The following is a 16,843-nucleotide window of genomic DNA, read 5'->3' as shown; positions in this document are numbered from 1 at the left end:
GGTCAACCCATGCGAATATTCAGCGACTTCAACGAGATCAAATCCGCAATCGGCACCGAGATCGGTGCCAGCGACTGGATCGAGATCACGCAGGACCGCATCAACCAGTTCGCCGAGGCGACCTGCGACGAGCAATGGATCCATGTCGACCAGGAGCGCGCCAAGCAGGAGATGCCGGGCGGCAAGACCATCGCCCATGGCCTGCTCTCGCTTGCACTTGCTCCGCTGTTCATCCGCTCGGTCATCGGCCTGAAGGGGCTGCGCAACACGCTCAATTACGGTGCTGACCGGATCCGATATCTCGCGCCGGTGCCGGCCGGCTCGAAGCTGCGCGGCCGGGTCACGATTGCGGAAGCAGAGGACGTGCCGCCGGACGGGTTGCGTGTCAATTACCACCTCGTGATCGAGATCGAGGGCGGCACCAAGCCGGCCTGCGTGGCTGAATTGATCGCTCTGCACTATCGGTGAGTCAAAAGTCGAAAAACAACCCCATGCACAGTAGACATGGGGCTGATTTGACTGAGGTTTCCTTTTTTTGCTCCGGAACCCGTTGCGTCGTCGGGCAAAACACTGGCAATATGTCACCATCAGCCCATGGATCGCCGAAACTCAGCGCCGGCGGCAACGCGCGGTCAATCGATGATGTGGTAGTCGACATCGAGGCCCCGCCGGGCATCAGCCTGGCGCCGTTGACGGTGACGCGGCAAGTCCTCCGAACCAGGCGCCGAAATAGCCCGCATAAAGAGCCGGCGATTCGAGGTTCATCGAATGCCCGACGCCTGGCACGGTGACCAGCCGACAATCTGGCATCGCTTCGGCCATGACGCGAAGATCGGCCGGCGCGATCCAGCCGTCCCGCTCGCCCCACAACACGAGGTGCGGATGCCGGATCTCCGGCATGCGCCGCTCCAGCTCGCCGCTCTTTTTCTCGTGCGTCAAGTTAACTGGCGTGCCGATCCAGATCCCTTCCGATACGCCGAAGGTCTGTTCGATGATCCGGTCGAACAGCACCTGGATCTCGCCTAGCCCCTCGCGAAAGCGGGGGATCATGCTCGGCCCCATACTCTCCGGAACGAACAGCGAAGATGCGGCGGTCGCCATGACTGACCGCGTCAGCTCCTTGCTCGCCATCATCGCCCTGAACAGCCCAATCTGATCGGCATTGAAGGCCATGCCGAGCGGCGTCACCGGGTCCAGCGCGAACACACGGCCAAACCGCCGCGGTTGCATCAACAGCATCCGCGCGGCAATGATGCCTCCGGTCGAATGGGTCGCAAGGTGGCAGTATCGGATGCCCAGCGCATCGAGCGCCATCAGCATGTCCTGCGCATGCTGCTGCATGGAGTAGTTGGAGTAGTCGGTCACCGGCTTCGGCCGGTCGCTGTCGCCGCAGCCGCGCCAGTCAATGGCAATGACGCGGAGCCCAGTTGGAAACATCGGTGCCGCGAGCTCGATCCAGTCCTTGCTCGCGAGATTGCCGTGGATGAAGACGACGGTGACGTCGCCGCCTCCCCACTCCCGCCAGCCGAGCTGGACTTCGCCCGCCTGCACTCTCGGCATCGCCGGACCCTACTTGTTGAGGCCAGCCGTCGGCGCCGCTCCAGGCGGTGTCGGCGCCACTGGCAGGGCAGAGACGACGGCGCCCTTGATCATGCGATCCGTACCGAGGGGCGATGATGTATCGACCTCCCCCTTGGTCACGAAATCCATGACGTCGGCAGCGTATTCCACTGGATTGTCGGTGTGGATAAAGTGCCCGGTCTCCGGATAGATCTTGAGCATCGGCCGGTTGCCGGCATTGGACATCCGCGTCATGAAGGGCGTGATGACGTCGCGGCCGAGGTCCGTCAGCCCGTTGAACGCCGGCGTCGGAATGAACGGCTCCTTGTCGCCGAACGCCAGGAAGATCGGCGCTTTAATCTGGGTGACCCGCTCATAGAGGTTCTTCGGGTCATCCTGCTGAAGTTCGGCACCGATGGTGTAGATGTCGAAGATGAAGACGTTACACCATTGCTCGAGCTCTTTCGGGCTGCCCTTGGTGAGCCCGACACGCTGCTCGGTGTGGAAGCGGGCATATTCGCTGTCGCTGAAGAAGTAGCCGCTCTTCGCAGCCGACACCACGGCGGTGTCCGGGTCACGCTTCTTGAAATAGAAGAAGTCGCGGATGTTCTGCTCGTCGCGCGCCTTCTCCGCGGCGAGAATGCCGGTCTGGTCCCAGATCTGCCTCCACTTGTCGAAGTCCCGGCCGAGAGTCGCATCGAACAGCGGCGCCTTCTTGTCCTTGGCGATGGTGATCTCACGCGGATATTCCTCTAGACCGGACGGCGCTTCCAGGGCAAGGCCTTGCACCGCATCAGGCCAGGTCAGCGCGTAGCCCACCACGAACTGGCCGCCGAGCGAGTGACCGAGATAATAGGCCTTCTTGACGCCGAGCTGGTTGACGACGAGGTCGTAGATCACCTCGCGCATGTCCTGCATCGTGCGCGCCGGGCTCTTGTCGAGATTCCCAGGCCCCGACATACCGTAATGCGGCAGGTCGGGCACGATCACGCGCAGGCCGCTGCGCAGTGCATACTGCATCACGTTGCCGTAATGCCCACCGAACGCGCCCTTGCCATGAATGATGACGAGCACCTTCGGGTCCTTGTCGGTCCCGGCATACTCGTCCATGTAGCCGATTTCCCAGGAGTTGCCGCGCTTGTCCTTGGCATCGGCGAATTTGACCGGATAGGGATAGGTCACATATGCCTTCCAGAACGACTTCTTCGGATCAATGTTGGCAGCAACGTTGGGCACGCGGTAATTCTTGTCGACGAATTTCTGGGCGCGATCGAGAGCCGCCACGTCATCCATGAACGCGACGAACTTCGGATCGTTCTTGCGCTGGTTGATGATCGGGAACACGCCGTAATGCGCGACCGGGCTCTCCTGAGCGATGAGATCAGCGCCGGGCACGCGGTCGACCGCCTTCTGCGCCAGCTTGAAGTTCAGCCAGAGGTCGTTGGTGATGTGCATCACCAGCGTGCGCGCCTGGATGCGGCCGAGATACGGGTTGATGTTGTGGGTCTCGCCGACCCGGTTGCGCCAGACGAGGTCGACCGCGTCGTAGAGCTTGGCGCGGTTGGTGACGTTGAGGCCGGCCTTCTCGCTCGGGGGATCCCAATAGAAAATCTCTGGCTGTACCGCCGCCCAATTCTGGGTCGTCCGGAAAGCGAAATCGTAACCGGTCATGCCGAGGATCGACCAGCCGAAGGCCACGCCCGGCACCGGGTGCTTTTCCTTCGGCAGCTTGTAATAGTCGCCCTTGGTCGCCTGCCAGACCGGGTCGCCCTGGATCGCCGCCGTCATCATCTGGAAGGTCCAGTTGCCAACGGGGTCGTCGCCGTCCGATTGCGTCGTGCCGCCGATCGGCATCAGCGCGCCGACGTACCCCGGATGCATCACGCCCCAGACGTAGGTCTGCGTGCCGCCCATCGAGACGCCGGTCACCAGTGCGACGCGCGCGACCTTCAGCTCGTCGCGTAGCAGGCGGTAATTCGCCTGCACCATGTCGTAGTAGCTGTATTGCGGAAACTTGATGCCGAGGCCGTCGGACGGCTTGCTCGCGCCCCAGGTGCCGAGGGGATCGACCATGATGACATAATAGCGATCCGTGTCGATCGGCCGGCCCGGACCGATGATGGGCACGCCACCCGACAACGCCGCACCCTTGACCCATTGTTCGTACATGTCGGTGGAATCGCCGGAATAGTAGGAGTTGATCACGATGGCATTGGTGATCTCGCCGGCGGCATTGCGCCTTGCGTTGCCGACGGCGATATAGGCGGTGCGCAGCTTGCCGGCCCCGAGCGATTCCAGCGTGACACCGCCCTCGCCGCCATTCTCCCATTTGGAGGGGTCCGACAGGTCGTACTTGCCGCCGAGGCGGAAATTGGCAATCTCATAAGTCTTCTTCAGCCCATCATGCTGCACCTGCGACGAACGGCGTGTGAAAGGCTGCGCGGTTGCGATCGCCGTGCCGAGCAGCAGCACGATCAGGCTCATGAAGCAGCGCTTCAACGCGACTTGTCCGAACATGACGCAAGTCCTCCCTGCAAGATTTTCCCGAAACGCTAGGCAGGGCGGCCACGGAAGGTTTGATCTAGCTCAATGGAATCCGGTCGCGGAGATCGAGGATCGCGGGCATCAAAACACCGGCAGTACCCTCGCGATGCCTTTCCTCAGCCACGGCTCATATCGGATCCGCTATGAGCTCGTCGGGCCGGCGGGCGCGCCGGCCCATGTTCTCGTGAACGGACTGACGCAATATTCAGAGCTGTGGGGCGCCTATTGCGAGGCCTTGTCGGCGCGAGGCTTCCGCGTTGCGACCTTCGATCTGCTCGGCCAGGGCGGCTCCGACAAGCCGAGGCTCTTCATCAGCCAGGACGATCAGGTCGCCGCCTTGGGTCTCCTGATCGACGCGCTGGGGGACGGTCCGGTTTTTCTGAGCGGAATCAGCTTTGGCGGTCTGATCGCGCTGCGGTATGCGATCGAGCATGGCAAGCGACTGACCGGGCTGGTGCCGATGAGCTGCTTTGCGGAGCTGTCGCCGCAACTCTTGCTGCTTGGCAATGCGCTGCGGACGGGGCTGATCCTCGGCGGCACGAGTTACCTCCAGGATCTCCTGTTGCCCATGAACCTGTCGGACCAATGGCTACAGCCGCTGCTGGACAAGCTCGATAGCGTGAAGCGGCAAGGTTGGCTGGTCAACGACGTCTACGCGCTGCAGAACCTGATGGAGTCCTTCCTCGACTTCCAGCCGCTCACGCCGCGCCTGTCTGAGATCGCCGTTCCGACCATGATCCTCAACGGCGAGTTCGATTTTCTGACGCCCCGGGGTCTCCACGAAACATTGCGTGTCGAGATTCAGAACAGCTCATTGGTGATCATTCCCAAGGCGTATCACGCCTTCACGCTGGAGAAAGGGACACTGACCGTCGATCTGCTCGCGCGCTTTGCCGAGGACGTGCTGGCGGGACGCTGGCAGGGCAATCAGGCGGTCTGGGTGGCGCCGGACCAGCCCGGCGGCGAGCTCACGCCGTTTCCGGCCGGCTATGATCATCTGCGCGCCATCCCGGTCAAGCGAGCGCTGCCATGAGCAGCTTCCTCGGTCCCGTCGAGCCGGACGGCCGCATTCCACCATACCAGCAGACGCGGGTCGCAGCATTCCTGATCTCGGCGCATGGCGCCCTCGCCCGGCAATTCGCTTTCAAGCTGCCCGCGCGGCTCGACGCGGCATGGCAGACCGAATTGAATGCGCAATTTTATCGCGAGGCCGAGATCGTCTCGCTGCTGCTGCGCGCCACGTCCTGGGTGTTGGATCCTTCCCTGGGTTACATGGTCGCCTCCTGGGAGTCCGCCTGGCTGCCTGCACCGGTCGAAGGGATCGCAGACCCTCGCCTTGCCCAAATGATTGACCTCGCAGCGCTTGCCCACGCCGTGCATGCCGGCATACGGCCGGCTGCGCTCCTACCGCTCGAGGCCGATGCGCAGGATCCTTTTGTTATGGCGCTGCGCCGGATCGAATTCGAGAGTGGCCGGCTGTTGCAGGCCCAGATTCTGTTTCTGAAGGGCGCAGACCTTGCGCCGCATCGCGACGCAGTCAGTGCGGCGCTCGCGCAGCGTCACGCCGGAGTCCGCAAGCTCTGGCGCGAATTACTCGAGAGCATCGGCATCGGCGCACCGCCGGCATGACAACGCGCGATTGCGCGATCAATCGATGATGTGATAACCGCCATCGATGTAGAGCACGCCACCGGTAATCAGCTTGGCGCCGTCGAGCGCCAGAAACGCGGTGGCATTGCCGACGTCGTCGATGCTGACGAGGCTGCGCGAGGGCGCCTTGGATTGCGCCTTGTCCATCAGCTCGTCGAACTCCGGAATGCCCGAGGCCGCGCGGGTCGCAAGCGGTCCCGGCGAGATCGCGTGCACGCGGATGCCCTTCGGACCGAGCTCGGCAGCAGCATAGCGAACCGCAGCCTCAAGCGCTGCCTTGGCGACCCCCATGATGTTGTAGTTCTCCACCACCATCTGGCTGCCGTAATAGGTCATGGTGAACATCGTGCCGCCGTTCTTCATCAGGGGTTCGGCAAGATGCGCCATCCGCAGGAACGACCAGCAGGAGACGTCCATGGTCTTCAGAAAGCCATCGCGGCCGACATCGACGACGCGGCCGTGCAATGCCTCCTTCGGCGAGAAGGCGATGGAATGAAGCAGGAAATCGAGCTGCCCCCACTCCGACTTGATCCGCTCGAACACAGCTTCAGTCTGGCCCTCCACCATGACGTCGAGCGGCAGGAAGATCGGCGCTTCGAGGGCCTGCGCCAGCGGCTCGACGTGCTTCTTGGCGCGGTCGTTCAGATAGGTGACGGCGAGATCGGCGCCGAGCGCGCGAAACGCCCTGGCGCAGCCCCAGGCGATCGACTGGTCGTTGGCGATGCCGACGACGAGGCCCTTCTTCCCCTTCAGAGCGACCTTGCTGTCCGGAAATACTGGAATCATGACACCCTCTCTTGTCTCGGGTTGGGCGATTGGCCGTTCATCAACAGCGCCAGCGTGTGCTGCGCGATCATGAGCTCCTCGTCCGTCGGGACGACGTAGACCGGAATGAGACTCGTCTTTGCCGATATCAGCCGCGAATGGCGCGTGTTCTCGGCAGGGTCGAGTGCCACGCCAAGCCAGCCGAGCTGCTCCGCCACACGTGCACGGATGCCGCTCGAGTTCTCGCCGATGCCGGCGGTGAAGACGAAGGCATCGATCCCCTGCAGCGCCGCCGCCAGCATGCCGGCGTTGAGGCCGATGCGATAGACGAAATAGTCCACCGCCAGCTTCGCTTGCGGATCAGGGCTCGCCTCCAGCTCGCGCATGTCGTTGCTGACCCCGGAAAGCCCCTTCAATCCGCAATCGCGATAGAGAAAATCCTGCACCTTCGATGAAGTCATTCCCTTCTCGGACATTAGATACAGCACGACGCCCGGATCGAGCTGGCCCGGACGCGTGCCCATCGGCAGCCCGTCGAGCGCGGTGAATCCCATCGTGCTCTCGACGCTCAGCCCATTCTTCATCGCGCACATCGATGCGCCGCTGCCGAGATGGGCGACGATCACGCGACGCTTTGCGACCTCTGGCGCGATCTGCGGCAAAGTCCTGGAGATGTACTCATAGGAGAGCCCATGGAAGCCGTAGCGTCGCACACCTTCGGCGTGGAGCTGGTGGGGAATGGCGTAGTGGTCGGCCAGCGCACCGTGGGTGCGGTGAAACGCGGTGTCGAAGCAAGCGACCTGCGGTATCGTCGGGAAATTGGCCAGGATCGAGCGGATCGGCGCCAGATTGTGCGGCTGATGCAGCGGCGCCAGCGTGACGAAGCGTTCCAGCCGTGCCACCACGCCATGATCGACGAGAATTGGCCGCTCATAATCCGGCCCGCCATGGACGACACGATGCCCGACCGCCAACGGATGGATGCGCGCCTCGTTCCGCAGCCATTCCCCCGCGACCTGCATCGCCGCCGGCACGTCCGGAATGGCTTCGATCGGATAGGCCCGGTCCGCCATGGGATCGTTGCCTGCCCTGCTTGCCCGCAAGCGCGGCCGGCTGCCGATGCCGTCCACCTGCCCCTTGATCAGGCGGCGCAGAATGCCCTCACCCTCGATCGCAAAGACCTGGAACTTGACGCTCGAGGAGCCGGCGTTGACGACGAGGATGCTGTCCATGGCCGTCACGCCGCGATAGTCGGCGCCTTCTGGCGCCGCGCGTGAGCATAAAGTGCAGCAACAGCGCAGGAGGCCATTCGCGCCCTTGGGCTGTCCGCACGCGAGGTCAGGACGACGGGGACGCGCGCGCCGAGCACGATGCCGGCGCCGTCGGCCTTGGCGAAATAGGCGAGGTTCTTGGCCAGCATGTTACCCGCTTCGAGGTCGGGCACGACCAGGATCTGAGCGCGGCCGGCCACCTCGGACTTGATGCCCTTGATGCGCGCCGATTCGAGGTCGATCGCGTTGTCGAACGCCAGCGGCCCGTCGAGCACGCCGCCCGTGATCTGGCCGCGATCCGCCATCTTGCAGAGCGCCGCGGCCTCGATCGTGGACGGAATTTTCGACGTGACCGTTTCGACTGCGGAAAGAATGGCCACGCGCGGCGATTGGCCGAAGCCCGCCTGATTGTAGAGGTCGATCGCGTTCTGAATGATGTCCCGCTTGGCGTCGAGATCGGGGAAGATGTTGATCGCCGCGTCGGTGACAAAGATGGTATCGGCATAGGCCGGCACGTCCATGACGAAGACATGGCTGATGCGCCGATCGGTCCGCAATCCCCCGACCTTGGCCGTGACGGCTCGCATCAGCTCGTCGGTGTGAAGGCTGCCTTTCATGAGCAATTCGCCCCGCGCGGCATGGATCAATTCGACTCCCTTCGCCGCGGCATCGTCGCTGTGTGCGGCATCGACGATCTCGAAGCCGGAGATATCAAGTCCGAACCTGGCAGCGGTCCCCCTGATCTTCGCTTCCGGCCCGACCAGGAGCGGCCGGATGATGCCGGCGGAGGCGCTGTCGACCGCGCCGCGCAAGGATGTCTCGTCGCAGGGATGCACCACGATTGTCGGCGCCGGCGGGATTGCCTTGGCCGCCGCGATCAGGCGATCATACTTGCTGGGAGACTGCGTAGCCGTCGCATCTGCTGACATGATGTCGCTCCGGATCCTTCCAACTCGCGCTACGACGCCTTCGCCTTGGGATCGAAAGGGGCAACGTTCGACGCCCTTTCGGAACCTTCCGCGGTGTCGAGGCCAAACAGGCCGGCGATCTGCCGCAGCCGCCTTGCGCGCTCGCCCGTAACATCCGCACTGGCCGACAGCACCTGCTCAATCGCCTCGAATGCTGCGCGACGAACGTTCATGTCGTCAGGCAGCAATCTCGGGATTGCGGCGAGCGCCCCTTCTCGATCGAGCAACAGCATGAAGAACTGCTCGCGCACCAGCATCTTGAACTCGGCAAGAGACATGCGTGGGCCGCCGTGCTCCCGGCGGACCTCGCGCAGAGCCTCGATGCTGCGCTCGTCCACCATCCCCCGTGCCGAGCCGACATAGAGCAAGGCGCGCAGCGCCGCCTCACGGAGGCCGCCCTCACCGATCCGCGCCTTCAGCTCGGCGATGCGCTTGTCGAGCATCGCGCGATGCTCGGCGGACATCTCACGCCGGCGCGACGGCGCGGACGTTGGATCGATCCCGACCGCCGCTTGCAGCACCGGGGATCCGTAGATGCTGAGGAACATCGCTTCGCTGAGCGCCTCCTGTGAATCGCGCCAGCTGTCGAGGGCGTGAACGACCTGCTTCGAGATCTGCTCCTGGAACGCCAAGAACGGATTGTCCGTGGCGACCGGCTTGCGCTCCTCGGCGGCCTTCTCCGCTAATGATTTCACTGTCGCCATGTAGGGATTCTGGCTGCTGAACAGCTCGTATTGCAGCCGCAGCGGATGCATGTTGTGAGCCCATTCCGCCATCTGCGGCGTCACCATGCGCTTGACCCACGGTTGCACGAACTTCTGATAGGCCGCCAGGTTCATTTCCGAGATCCGCTTGGCCGTGGCAAAGCGCCGCTCATCTTCGGGCGAATTTCCGCCCATCGCGCGGATGTCGTCGAGCGTCCGCGCCTCGCAGCGCATCACCCACTGGCCGACGACCAGATCCGAACTCGCGGTCTCCTCACCCTTCGCCTCGAACGTTGCTTCATAGAGCCCGGGCGGCAGAACGTCGATCAGGTCGATGTTGCTGGAAAATTCCGCGTGCTCCTTCTTGGCGACGCCGCCGGAGACGAAGATGCCGAGATGGCCGACACTCTTGTGCACGGTGTAGACGATGGTTTGGCCATAGGCCCTGATCTCATCGACATCGGCGTAGCAATCGAGGATCCAATGCAGCGCCTGCTGCGGCGGCGTGATGTTGTCACCCTCCGAGCAGAACACCACGATCGGGGACCTGATGTTGCGGAGATCAACCTTCCGGCCATCAGACATTTCGATGTTGCCGGCGGCGAGATTGTTGCCGACGAACAGCTCATCGACGATGAACTGAATCTCCTCGGCGTTCAGGTTGACGTGGCCGCCCCACCAACGCTCGAATTCGAGGTATCGCTCTGCCTCGGTGTCGACCTTGGAATAGACGTTGTACTGCTTGGTCCAGAGCGTATTCGACGGGTTCTGGTTCTCGAAGTTTTGCACCAGCCATGCGCCATCGAATTTGCCGGCGCCGAGATCGGAGGTCAGGGCCGTCAACCAGCTTCCGCCCAAGAGCCCACCCGAATAGCGCATCGGATATTTTCCGTGCACGCCGGCCCAATAGGCCAGCGGGGCGCCGGCGATGATCAGCGGGCCGAACAGTTCTGGGCGCAGCGAGGCCAGGATCATGACGGCCCATCCGGCCTGGCAATTGCCGATCACGCAGGGCTTGCCGTCGGCATCCGGGTGAAGGCTCATGACCTTTTCGATGAAGATGGCTTCGGCACGCGCGATGCGCTCGATGGTCTGACCGGGCATCGGATCCGGCAGGAATCCGATGAAGTAGCAGGTATGGCCTGCCTTCATCGCCACCCCGATCTCGCTATCCGCCTTGAAGCCGCCGATACCGGGGCCGTGGCCCGCACGCGGATCGACCACAACGAACGGCCGCCGGCTCATGTCGATCTCGACGTTCTCGGGCGGAACGATGCGCACCAATGCGTAATTGACGGGTTCGGCGAGTCGGCGCCCGTCCATGATCAACTCGGCCGTATATTGCAGGACATGCGGGGCGGTTTGCGCGACGTGTTCCCGGTACTGATCGCCGCGCCGGCGCATGATGTCCAGGAACATGACACTGCGCTGTCCCGCATCGACCAGGTACTCGACTGCCGAGGCGACCAGCCCCGACATGGGACCACCCGGAATTTGTACCTTGTCCATGGACATGTTCTCGACCTCTCCGTCGCCTTGGCCAATTGACGGCGCTGGGCGAGGACGAACGTTGATCTAGGTCAAGATGATCTGCACGCTTCGGAGGCGTTTATCCTGCATTATAAGGCATGAGATTGGACCAGCGACATCGGCATGTCACAAGCTGCAACTTACAGCGTGCAAACCGTCCTGAAGGACGGCACTCCGATCCAGATCCGCGCGCTTCGCGCCAGCGACGAGGCGGACATGCTCGCTGCGATCGGGCGTACCGGGCCGCAGTCGCTGCAGAGCCGGTTCTTCGTTTTGAAGCGACATTTCTCCGAGAAGGAGCGCGCCTTCTTCATGGACGTGGATTTCCGCAATCACGTCGCGCTGGCAGTTCTGGTCGAGGAACAGGGTCGATACGCCATTATCGGCGGCGGCCGGTACGTTATCGTCGAGCCCGGTCAGGCCGAGATGGCTTTTGTCGTGGTGGATGCCTGGCAAGGTCGCGGCGTGGGCTCCCTATTGCTGAGGCACCTGACCGACATCGCGCGCGAGCAAGGCGTGCGAGAGCTCACGGCCGAGGTTCTGTCCGACAACGGGCCCATGCGAAATGTGTTCGCGAAGGCGGGCTTCAAGCCTGCGAGGAGTGACGATCCAAGAACAGTGCGCGTGTCTCTCAGGCTCGGATCCGCTTGAGCTTCACCTCAAAGCGATCGTGATCCGACTGATGTTGGCCGCCAGCTCGAGGCCCGCCTTCGGACCCTGCAGCACCATCGTGACGCCTTTTTCGTTGCGGAGGTGCACACCGTTGGCACCGCCGACCAGCGCGAAGCCGCCGCCGACCGAAGCGTAGGTGCCGGCGAAATCACCGACCTCCCGGATGCCGGATGCCCAGCCGTCGAGACGGCCGACGGTTGCGCCGACCGTGATGCCCAAGCTCACGCCGCTGACCGTGAAGGGATAGGTCTTGCCCCGGTACGTCAACACGCCGCTGCCGGCGCCGCCGCCGGCCAGGAGGCCTGCCTTGACGATCTTGACCCGGACCTGGCCGGAGGCTTGCGCGAAGGACGGCGTCGCCGGCGTGGTCAACCCGAACGCGAGCAGGAGCAGCGCGATCAGGCGAAATGCGCGCCGGCGCACGTGAGACTGAGGTTCTTGCGGTTCAGGGTTTTGCGGCATCGACCTTCTTCCAGGTTTCGTCGGGATCGAACAACGTGGTGCGCTCGGCGACGAATGCCGTGCGCTTGCCGAGATCCTTCTGATAGACGACGCCGGCATGGTTGACCAGGAAGGTCATCACGCCCGAATTGCCGTATTCCGCGGGCCAGGCGATCAGGGCGAAGCCGCCGATCATCTTGCCCTTGACGACGTAGTTGAGCGCACCGCCGGGCGCGTCCCGCCCCTGCCCTTTGAGGATCCTGAAGTAATAGCCGTGATAGGGTGCAGGCCCGACGTCACCGCCGCGATAGCCCTCCTTCGAGGCTTCGGCAGCCAGTGCGCCGAGCGGGCTCGGATCGCTGTCGTCGCGCCAGAACAGGCCATCCTTCTTGCCGGGCGAGGAGACGATGCGCTGCGCGTAGACACCGACGCCCTCGCCGCGGTCCTTCTCGGCATATTCGTTTTGCGCGTCGACGAAGGCCAGCGCGGTCTGGATCGCGTCGAGCTCGTTGCGGCCGATGCGACGGCGCAGCACTTCGATGCGCCCCTCGTCGGTGTCGAACGCCCAGCCCGTCCTGGTGTTGACCAGCGGAATCGGGAACGGGAAGTCGTCCGGCCCGAGTATCAAGGTGGCAGTCTTGTTGCCCTCGGCCTTGATGCCGTGCTTGGCGTCGTACATCGCGGTGAAGCGCGCCCGAATGTCGTTGTCGGCGACCTCGTCGCCGGATGACACGATGTCCTCCGCGTTCCTGCCGAGCACTTTCAAGATGTCTCTCGGGCCGCTCTTGACGGCTGCGGCAAGCGCAGACGCCGCCTCTTCCGGTGTCTTGTAGGATTCCTGCGCGAGAGAGGTCGATCCGAGCAGCGCGAGCGCGAGGACGCCGGGCAGCAACGCACGGCCAAACGATCTCAGACCGGTCATGGCATCACCTCCGCAGGAACCCTGGCGCCGCCGGCGAGCCAATCGCGATAGGTGCGGAACGTCAGCCCGAGCTTTTCGTAACGGACGCGCAGATAGCCGTCGCTGCCGCGGGTCACGGCATCGGGCATGACCTGCTCGACCTCCTGCGCCATCACGCCGACATAGGCCTTGTCGTTGCCGATATAGCTGAAGCGATAGTAGCCAAGGCCGTTCTGGAGATGACCGAGCAGGACGACATCGTGCTTCAGCGCAACGTCGGAACGCCGGCCGCCGCCGCCACCGCCGCGGAAGCCGCCTCCTCCACCGCCGCCACGCATCGCCATTCCGCCACCGCCGCCGCGGCCGGCAAAGCTTGGTCCGCCGCCGCCACCGCGCGGCATGCTCGCCATGCTGGCGCGGCCGCGCGCCGATGCTGCGGCAGCCGAGCGGCCGGAGGAGACGTTCATGGCACCGCCACGATTGCCGCCGCCGCGATTGGCCGCACCGCCACCGGCGCGGTTCGCAGCCTTGGCGCGATCGCCGCCGCCCTTGGTCGCACCTTTGGCACGATCACCGGCACCGGCACGATCGCCGCCGCTAGGCCGATCGCGCGTCCCCGCGCTGGGGCGATCGCCCGCGCCCGGACGGTCGCCGCGATTGCCGGCCCGATCACCTGGACCGCCGCGATCACCCGCACGATCCCCCGCCCGATCTCCTGCCCGATCTCCTGCACCCTGGTTGGGACGCAGCACCTGATTGCCGTCGCGGCCGCGGAAATCCATCCGGTCCGACACGCCGGCCTTCAGATTGTTGTTGCCGAAGCGCTGCTGAACATTGCTGTTGTTGTAGCGGACGCCGCCGCGATGCGCCGGATTGTGCTGCCAGCCATTGCCGATATTGGTGGTGCGATGGTTCACATAGACGTTGCGATTGCCCCAATTGCAGCCGCCGCCCCAGTAATTGCCCCAGCGTCCGATCGCCCAGGCCGTGCCGAACGCGATGCCGGCGGCGACCATGCCCGCGCCGATATAGGACGGGTAGCCCCAATAATGCGGCGGATACTCGGCATAGGGCCAGCTGCCGTAGACCGTCGCCGGGTCGTAATACGGCACGTACATCGCCGCGGGATCGGCCTGCTGGATCACGACGACCTGCTTGCCTTCCTGGGACTGGACACTGACCTTCTGCTGCTTGGTGGTGACCAGCTTCTTGTTGTCATAGGCTTTGGTGCGCAGACGCTGGATCGCGTCCATCACGTCCGGCTGCTGGGCGAGGAAGGCATCGCCCAGCTTCTTGGTCCAGTCGAGCTGGTCGCTCATCATGGTCAGGACATCGGCGGTGCTGGCCAGCGCCTTGACGCTGTCGTCCCAGGCCTGCTTCTCCACTTCCGTCTTCAGCGCGTCGCCCTTCAGGCTCTTGCGCTCCTTCAGCCAGCGGTCGGCCTGCACCACCTCCAGCGGATAGGTCGAGGCGGCCAGGACATTGGCGAGCAACTCGTCAGGATAAAGCGCGATCGGCGCGACCAAGGCTTCGAGCTGCTCGGGCTTCAAGAGCTCGGCCGCGGTCGCAGGCGGGCTTGCGGGCTGCGCCTGCGGCGCCGGGGCTGCAGGTGTCGTCGGAGTCTGCGCCATTGCGGCGACCGAAGTCGCCATCAAGAGCGCCAGCGCCATCAGGATATTGCCGCAACGAAACATCACATCCTCCCTCGACTTCCAGTGCGGGAGGATCGAGCCGGGACGCAGGCATTTGTTGATCGAGATCAACGAAACGACGCTTGCGAGCTTGTGCACCGCAAGGAGCTGCGACATTGGCTAGGATCCGCGGTAATCACGTTCCCGCCGCCGAACAGGACGGGGGATCGACGTGCCGCTGATCATTGCGCGGTCGGAAGCCGGATCGTGAACAGTGCGCCTCCCGCCGGCTGGTTCGCCCCGACGATGGTGCCGTGATGGGCCTCGACGATCGTTCTGGCGATCGCAAGCCCCATGCCCATGCCCTGCGGTTTGGTCGTGAAGAACGGATCGAACAGGCTTGCGAGATCGGAGGCGGGTATCCCCGGCCCGGTGTCGGCAACCTTGATTTCAGCCTGGTTGCCTGCACGGAGCGTCGAGACGCTGACCTCTCGCTTACCACTCCCCGCATCGGAGATCGCATCCATCGCGTTGATGATCAGGTTGAGAATGACCTGCTGAAGCTGGATCGGATCACCTTTGATGCGCAGATCGGTTAGGGCCGGTTCGTAGCTCAGGGTGATCCGGCGCCCCAGGGCGAGGGCCTTCACGAGATCAATTGCTTCGCGCACCGTATCGTTGAGCTCGATATTACTGACCTCGAACGGCGTCTTTTTCAGGACGCTGCGCAGCCTGCGGATCACTTCGCTCGCCCGTTGGTCGTCCCTTCTAATGTCGGCGAGGATGTGCCGGACCTCGACCAGATCGGGCTGGGCAGAATTGAGCATGAGCTCTGCCGTTTCGGCATTGGTCAGGATCGATCCGAGTGGCTGGTTCAATTCGTGCGCGATCGAGGTCGTCAGCTCGCCAACGGCCGAGTGGCGGTTGACGTGGGCCAGCTCTGCAAGCCGTTGGCGAGACTCGACCTCAGCCAACCGTCGGCCGCGGCGCTCATGCAGCAACCCGCTGATCAGACCCGCCTGAACCAGGAATACGGCCGCAATCATCAGCATCTGCCATTGGTAGCGCTGCCAGATGCTCGGCTCGCGAAACAGGATGACGCTTCCCGGCGGCAGGCTACTCTCGCTGATGCCCCAGCGCTGCAACTCCCGCCAGTCGTAACGCGGCGCGGCGAACGCGATCGGCTCATAATTGATGCTCGCCGGTTTCGCGCCGCCGAGAATACCGATCGCGGCGCTGACGGTTCTCGATGTCGTTTCCGCAATCAATTGCATCGGTCCGCCAACCGTGCCGTCGCCGAAAAACGGTTCCTGGTAGGAAAAGATCGGGGCGTTCGCGACGGCACGCAGGCTGCGCAAGGCCCAGTCGCTCTCATAGACGACTCCAGCCGCATCGACGGACATCAGCCCCCAGAACAGCGCGGTCTGTGCCGGCAGCTGAGATGAGCGCTTCAGGATCTCCTCGAAGGACAAATCCGAGTACCAGACCAGTTCGATCCGCTCGGCAAAAGGTTTCAGCTCCCGCTTCAGCTCTTCCATCCAAAACGTCTCGAGTGGCGAGGCACCGATGACGATCGCAACCGATTTGGTATCAGGCAGAATCCGAAGAATGTTATCGAAGGCCGCGACGAAATCGTTGCGGACGGCCACGACGACATCGTTGTCGCCAAGATCGGCGCGATCGATCAGTCGATGCTCGACTGCAGCTAGAATCAGTGGCGCGTTGGGGAACAGTCGGGCGCGGTGTTTCTGCGCAAACCGGGCGGCAGGAGCGCCGATGCTGACGACGACATCGGGAGTCGCCCCCTGGTACAGCGAGTGCAGATAATCGACAAAGGGCGCCTCGGGACCCGGATTGTTGAAGCGCGCAGTGAGAAGAGCGTGCTCCTGGATATCGAGTGGCCAGGGCGATTGCCGCTCGAGCTCGGCCTTGATGTCACGCGCATATTCGCTCCATGGCCGAAACTCGCGGCCGAAGGAATGCAGCACCAGCACGCGCTTGAGCTCGCCGCGCCGGCTCCGCTCGACCGCACCGGCTTGCCCGGCCAAGAGACACTCGGCCGCGAGCAGGCCGAGACAGAGGAACGCGGCCGCGATCCGCCGCCTCAGCAGGTCAATGGACGCGCCCCCGCTCATGCTGCACCCTCGCAGCTTACGGTAGCTGCTTTCCCAGCAATTCTAGCCGGGATCGCACCAAACCGACAGCC

Annotated in this window: 14 protein-coding genes; 4 read left to right on the top strand and 10 right to left on the bottom strand. The window is 63.7% G+C overall.

The features are described 5' to 3' along the window. Positions 1-9: 9 nt before the first annotated feature. Positions 10-468, top strand: a complete 459-nt coding sequence (locus tag P0R31_RS10100) for a MaoC family dehydratase (RefSeq protein ID WP_157284365.1) — start codon at positions 10-12, stop codon at positions 466-468. Between the two features lie 207 nt (positions 469-675). Here the strand turns inward: P0R31_RS10100 and P0R31_RS10095 are convergent, their stop codons facing one another. Together P0R31_RS10095 and P0R31_RS10090 are read right to left on the bottom strand one after the other, a co-directional pair. Further along, positions 676-1,560 (bottom strand): alpha/beta fold hydrolase, encoded by an 885-nt coding sequence (locus P0R31_RS10095; RefSeq protein WP_275513946.1) that lies wholly within the window; start codon positions 1,558-1,560, stop codon positions 676-678. Between the two features lie 9 nt (positions 1,561-1,569). Beyond that, positions 1,570-4,077: an alpha/beta hydrolase gene (locus tag P0R31_RS10090; RefSeq protein WP_275513945.1), complete on the bottom strand. Its 2,508-nt coding sequence runs from the start codon at positions 4,075-4,077 to the stop codon at positions 1,570-1,572. 133 nt (positions 4,078-4,210) lie between these two features. Here P0R31_RS10090 and P0R31_RS10085 point away from each other — a divergent pair, with 133 nt between their 5' ends. Beyond that, positions 4,211-5,137 (top strand): alpha/beta fold hydrolase, encoded by a 927-nt coding sequence (locus P0R31_RS10085; protein WP_275513944.1) that lies wholly within the window; start codon positions 4,211-4,213, stop codon positions 5,135-5,137. Beyond that, positions 5,134-5,733: a hypothetical protein gene (locus P0R31_RS10080; RefSeq protein WP_275513943.1), complete on the top strand. Its 600-nt coding sequence runs from the start codon at positions 5,134-5,136 to the stop codon at positions 5,731-5,733. Before P0R31_RS10085 ends, P0R31_RS10080 begins: the two co-directional genes overlap by 4 nt. An 18-nt stretch (positions 5,734-5,751) precedes the next feature. Here the strand turns inward: P0R31_RS10080 and fabI are convergent, their stop codons facing one another. The 4 genes from fabI to P0R31_RS10060 are packed head-to-tail and all read right to left on the bottom strand — an operon-like array spanning position 5,752 to position 10,977. Then, positions 5,752-6,540 (bottom strand): enoyl-ACP reductase FabI, encoded by a 789-nt coding sequence (gene fabI, locus P0R31_RS10075; protein WP_025035483.1) that lies wholly within the window; start codon positions 6,538-6,540, stop codon positions 5,752-5,754. Then, the gene (locus P0R31_RS10070) at positions 6,537-7,751 is read right to left on the bottom strand and encodes an acetate/propionate family kinase (protein WP_275513942.1); all 1,215 of its coding nucleotides are present in this window, start codon (positions 7,749-7,751) and stop codon (positions 6,537-6,539) included. Before P0R31_RS10070 ends, fabI begins: the two co-directional genes overlap by 4 nt. 5 nt (positions 7,752-7,756) lie before the next feature. Continuing rightward, entirely contained in the window at positions 7,757-8,719 is a 963-nt protein-coding gene (locus P0R31_RS10065; RefSeq protein ID WP_275513941.1) for a phosphate acetyltransferase, read from the bottom strand. 29 nt (positions 8,720-8,748) lie between these two features. Next, on the bottom strand, positions 8,749-10,977 hold the full coding sequence (locus P0R31_RS10060) for a DUF3141 domain-containing protein (protein WP_275513940.1): 2,229 nt from the start codon (positions 10,975-10,977) through the stop codon (positions 8,749-8,751). Between the two features lie 138 nt (positions 10,978-11,115). On the opposite strand from P0R31_RS10060, the gene P0R31_RS10055 reads away from it, so the two are divergent. After that, positions 11,116-11,643, top strand: coding sequence for a GNAT family N-acetyltransferase (locus tag P0R31_RS10055; protein ID WP_275513939.1), 528 nt, complete (start codon positions 11,116-11,118; stop codon positions 11,641-11,643). A 3-nt stretch (positions 11,644-11,646) separates the two neighbouring features. Here P0R31_RS10055 and P0R31_RS10050 read toward each other — a convergent pair whose 3' ends face one another. The 4 genes from P0R31_RS10050 to P0R31_RS10035 all read right to left on the bottom strand — a co-directional run bounded on the left by P0R31_RS10050 (position 11,647) and on the right by P0R31_RS10035 (position 16,772). Continuing rightward, complete coding sequence (locus P0R31_RS10050) at positions 11,647-12,126, bottom strand: hypothetical protein (RefSeq protein WP_275513938.1); 480 nt, start codon at positions 12,124-12,126, stop codon at positions 11,647-11,649. Continuing rightward, entirely contained in the window at positions 12,110-13,027 is a 918-nt protein-coding gene (locus P0R31_RS10045; protein ID WP_275513937.1) for a DUF2950 domain-containing protein, read from the bottom strand. Before P0R31_RS10045 ends, P0R31_RS10050 begins: the two co-directional genes overlap by 17 nt. Then, the gene (locus tag P0R31_RS10040) at positions 13,024-14,700 is read right to left on the bottom strand and encodes a DUF3300 domain-containing protein (protein WP_275514065.1); all 1,677 of its coding nucleotides are present in this window, start codon (positions 14,698-14,700) and stop codon (positions 13,024-13,026) included. The genes P0R31_RS10045 and P0R31_RS10040 overlap by 4 nt, the downstream gene beginning before the upstream one ends. Positions 14,701-14,879: 179 nt before the next feature. Next, complete coding sequence (locus P0R31_RS10035; protein WP_275513936.1) at positions 14,880-16,772, bottom strand: sensor histidine kinase; 1,893 nt, start codon at positions 16,770-16,772, stop codon at positions 14,880-14,882. Positions 16,773-16,843: the final 71 nt, after the last annotated feature.

Origin of the sequence: Bradyrhizobium yuanmingense, from assembly GCF_029167105.1 — a bacterium.
Classification (GTDB): Bacteria; Pseudomonadota; Alphaproteobacteria; order Rhizobiales; family Xanthobacteraceae; genus Bradyrhizobium; species Bradyrhizobium yuanmingense_A.
This window is presented reverse-complemented; position numbering and strand designations above follow the sequence as displayed.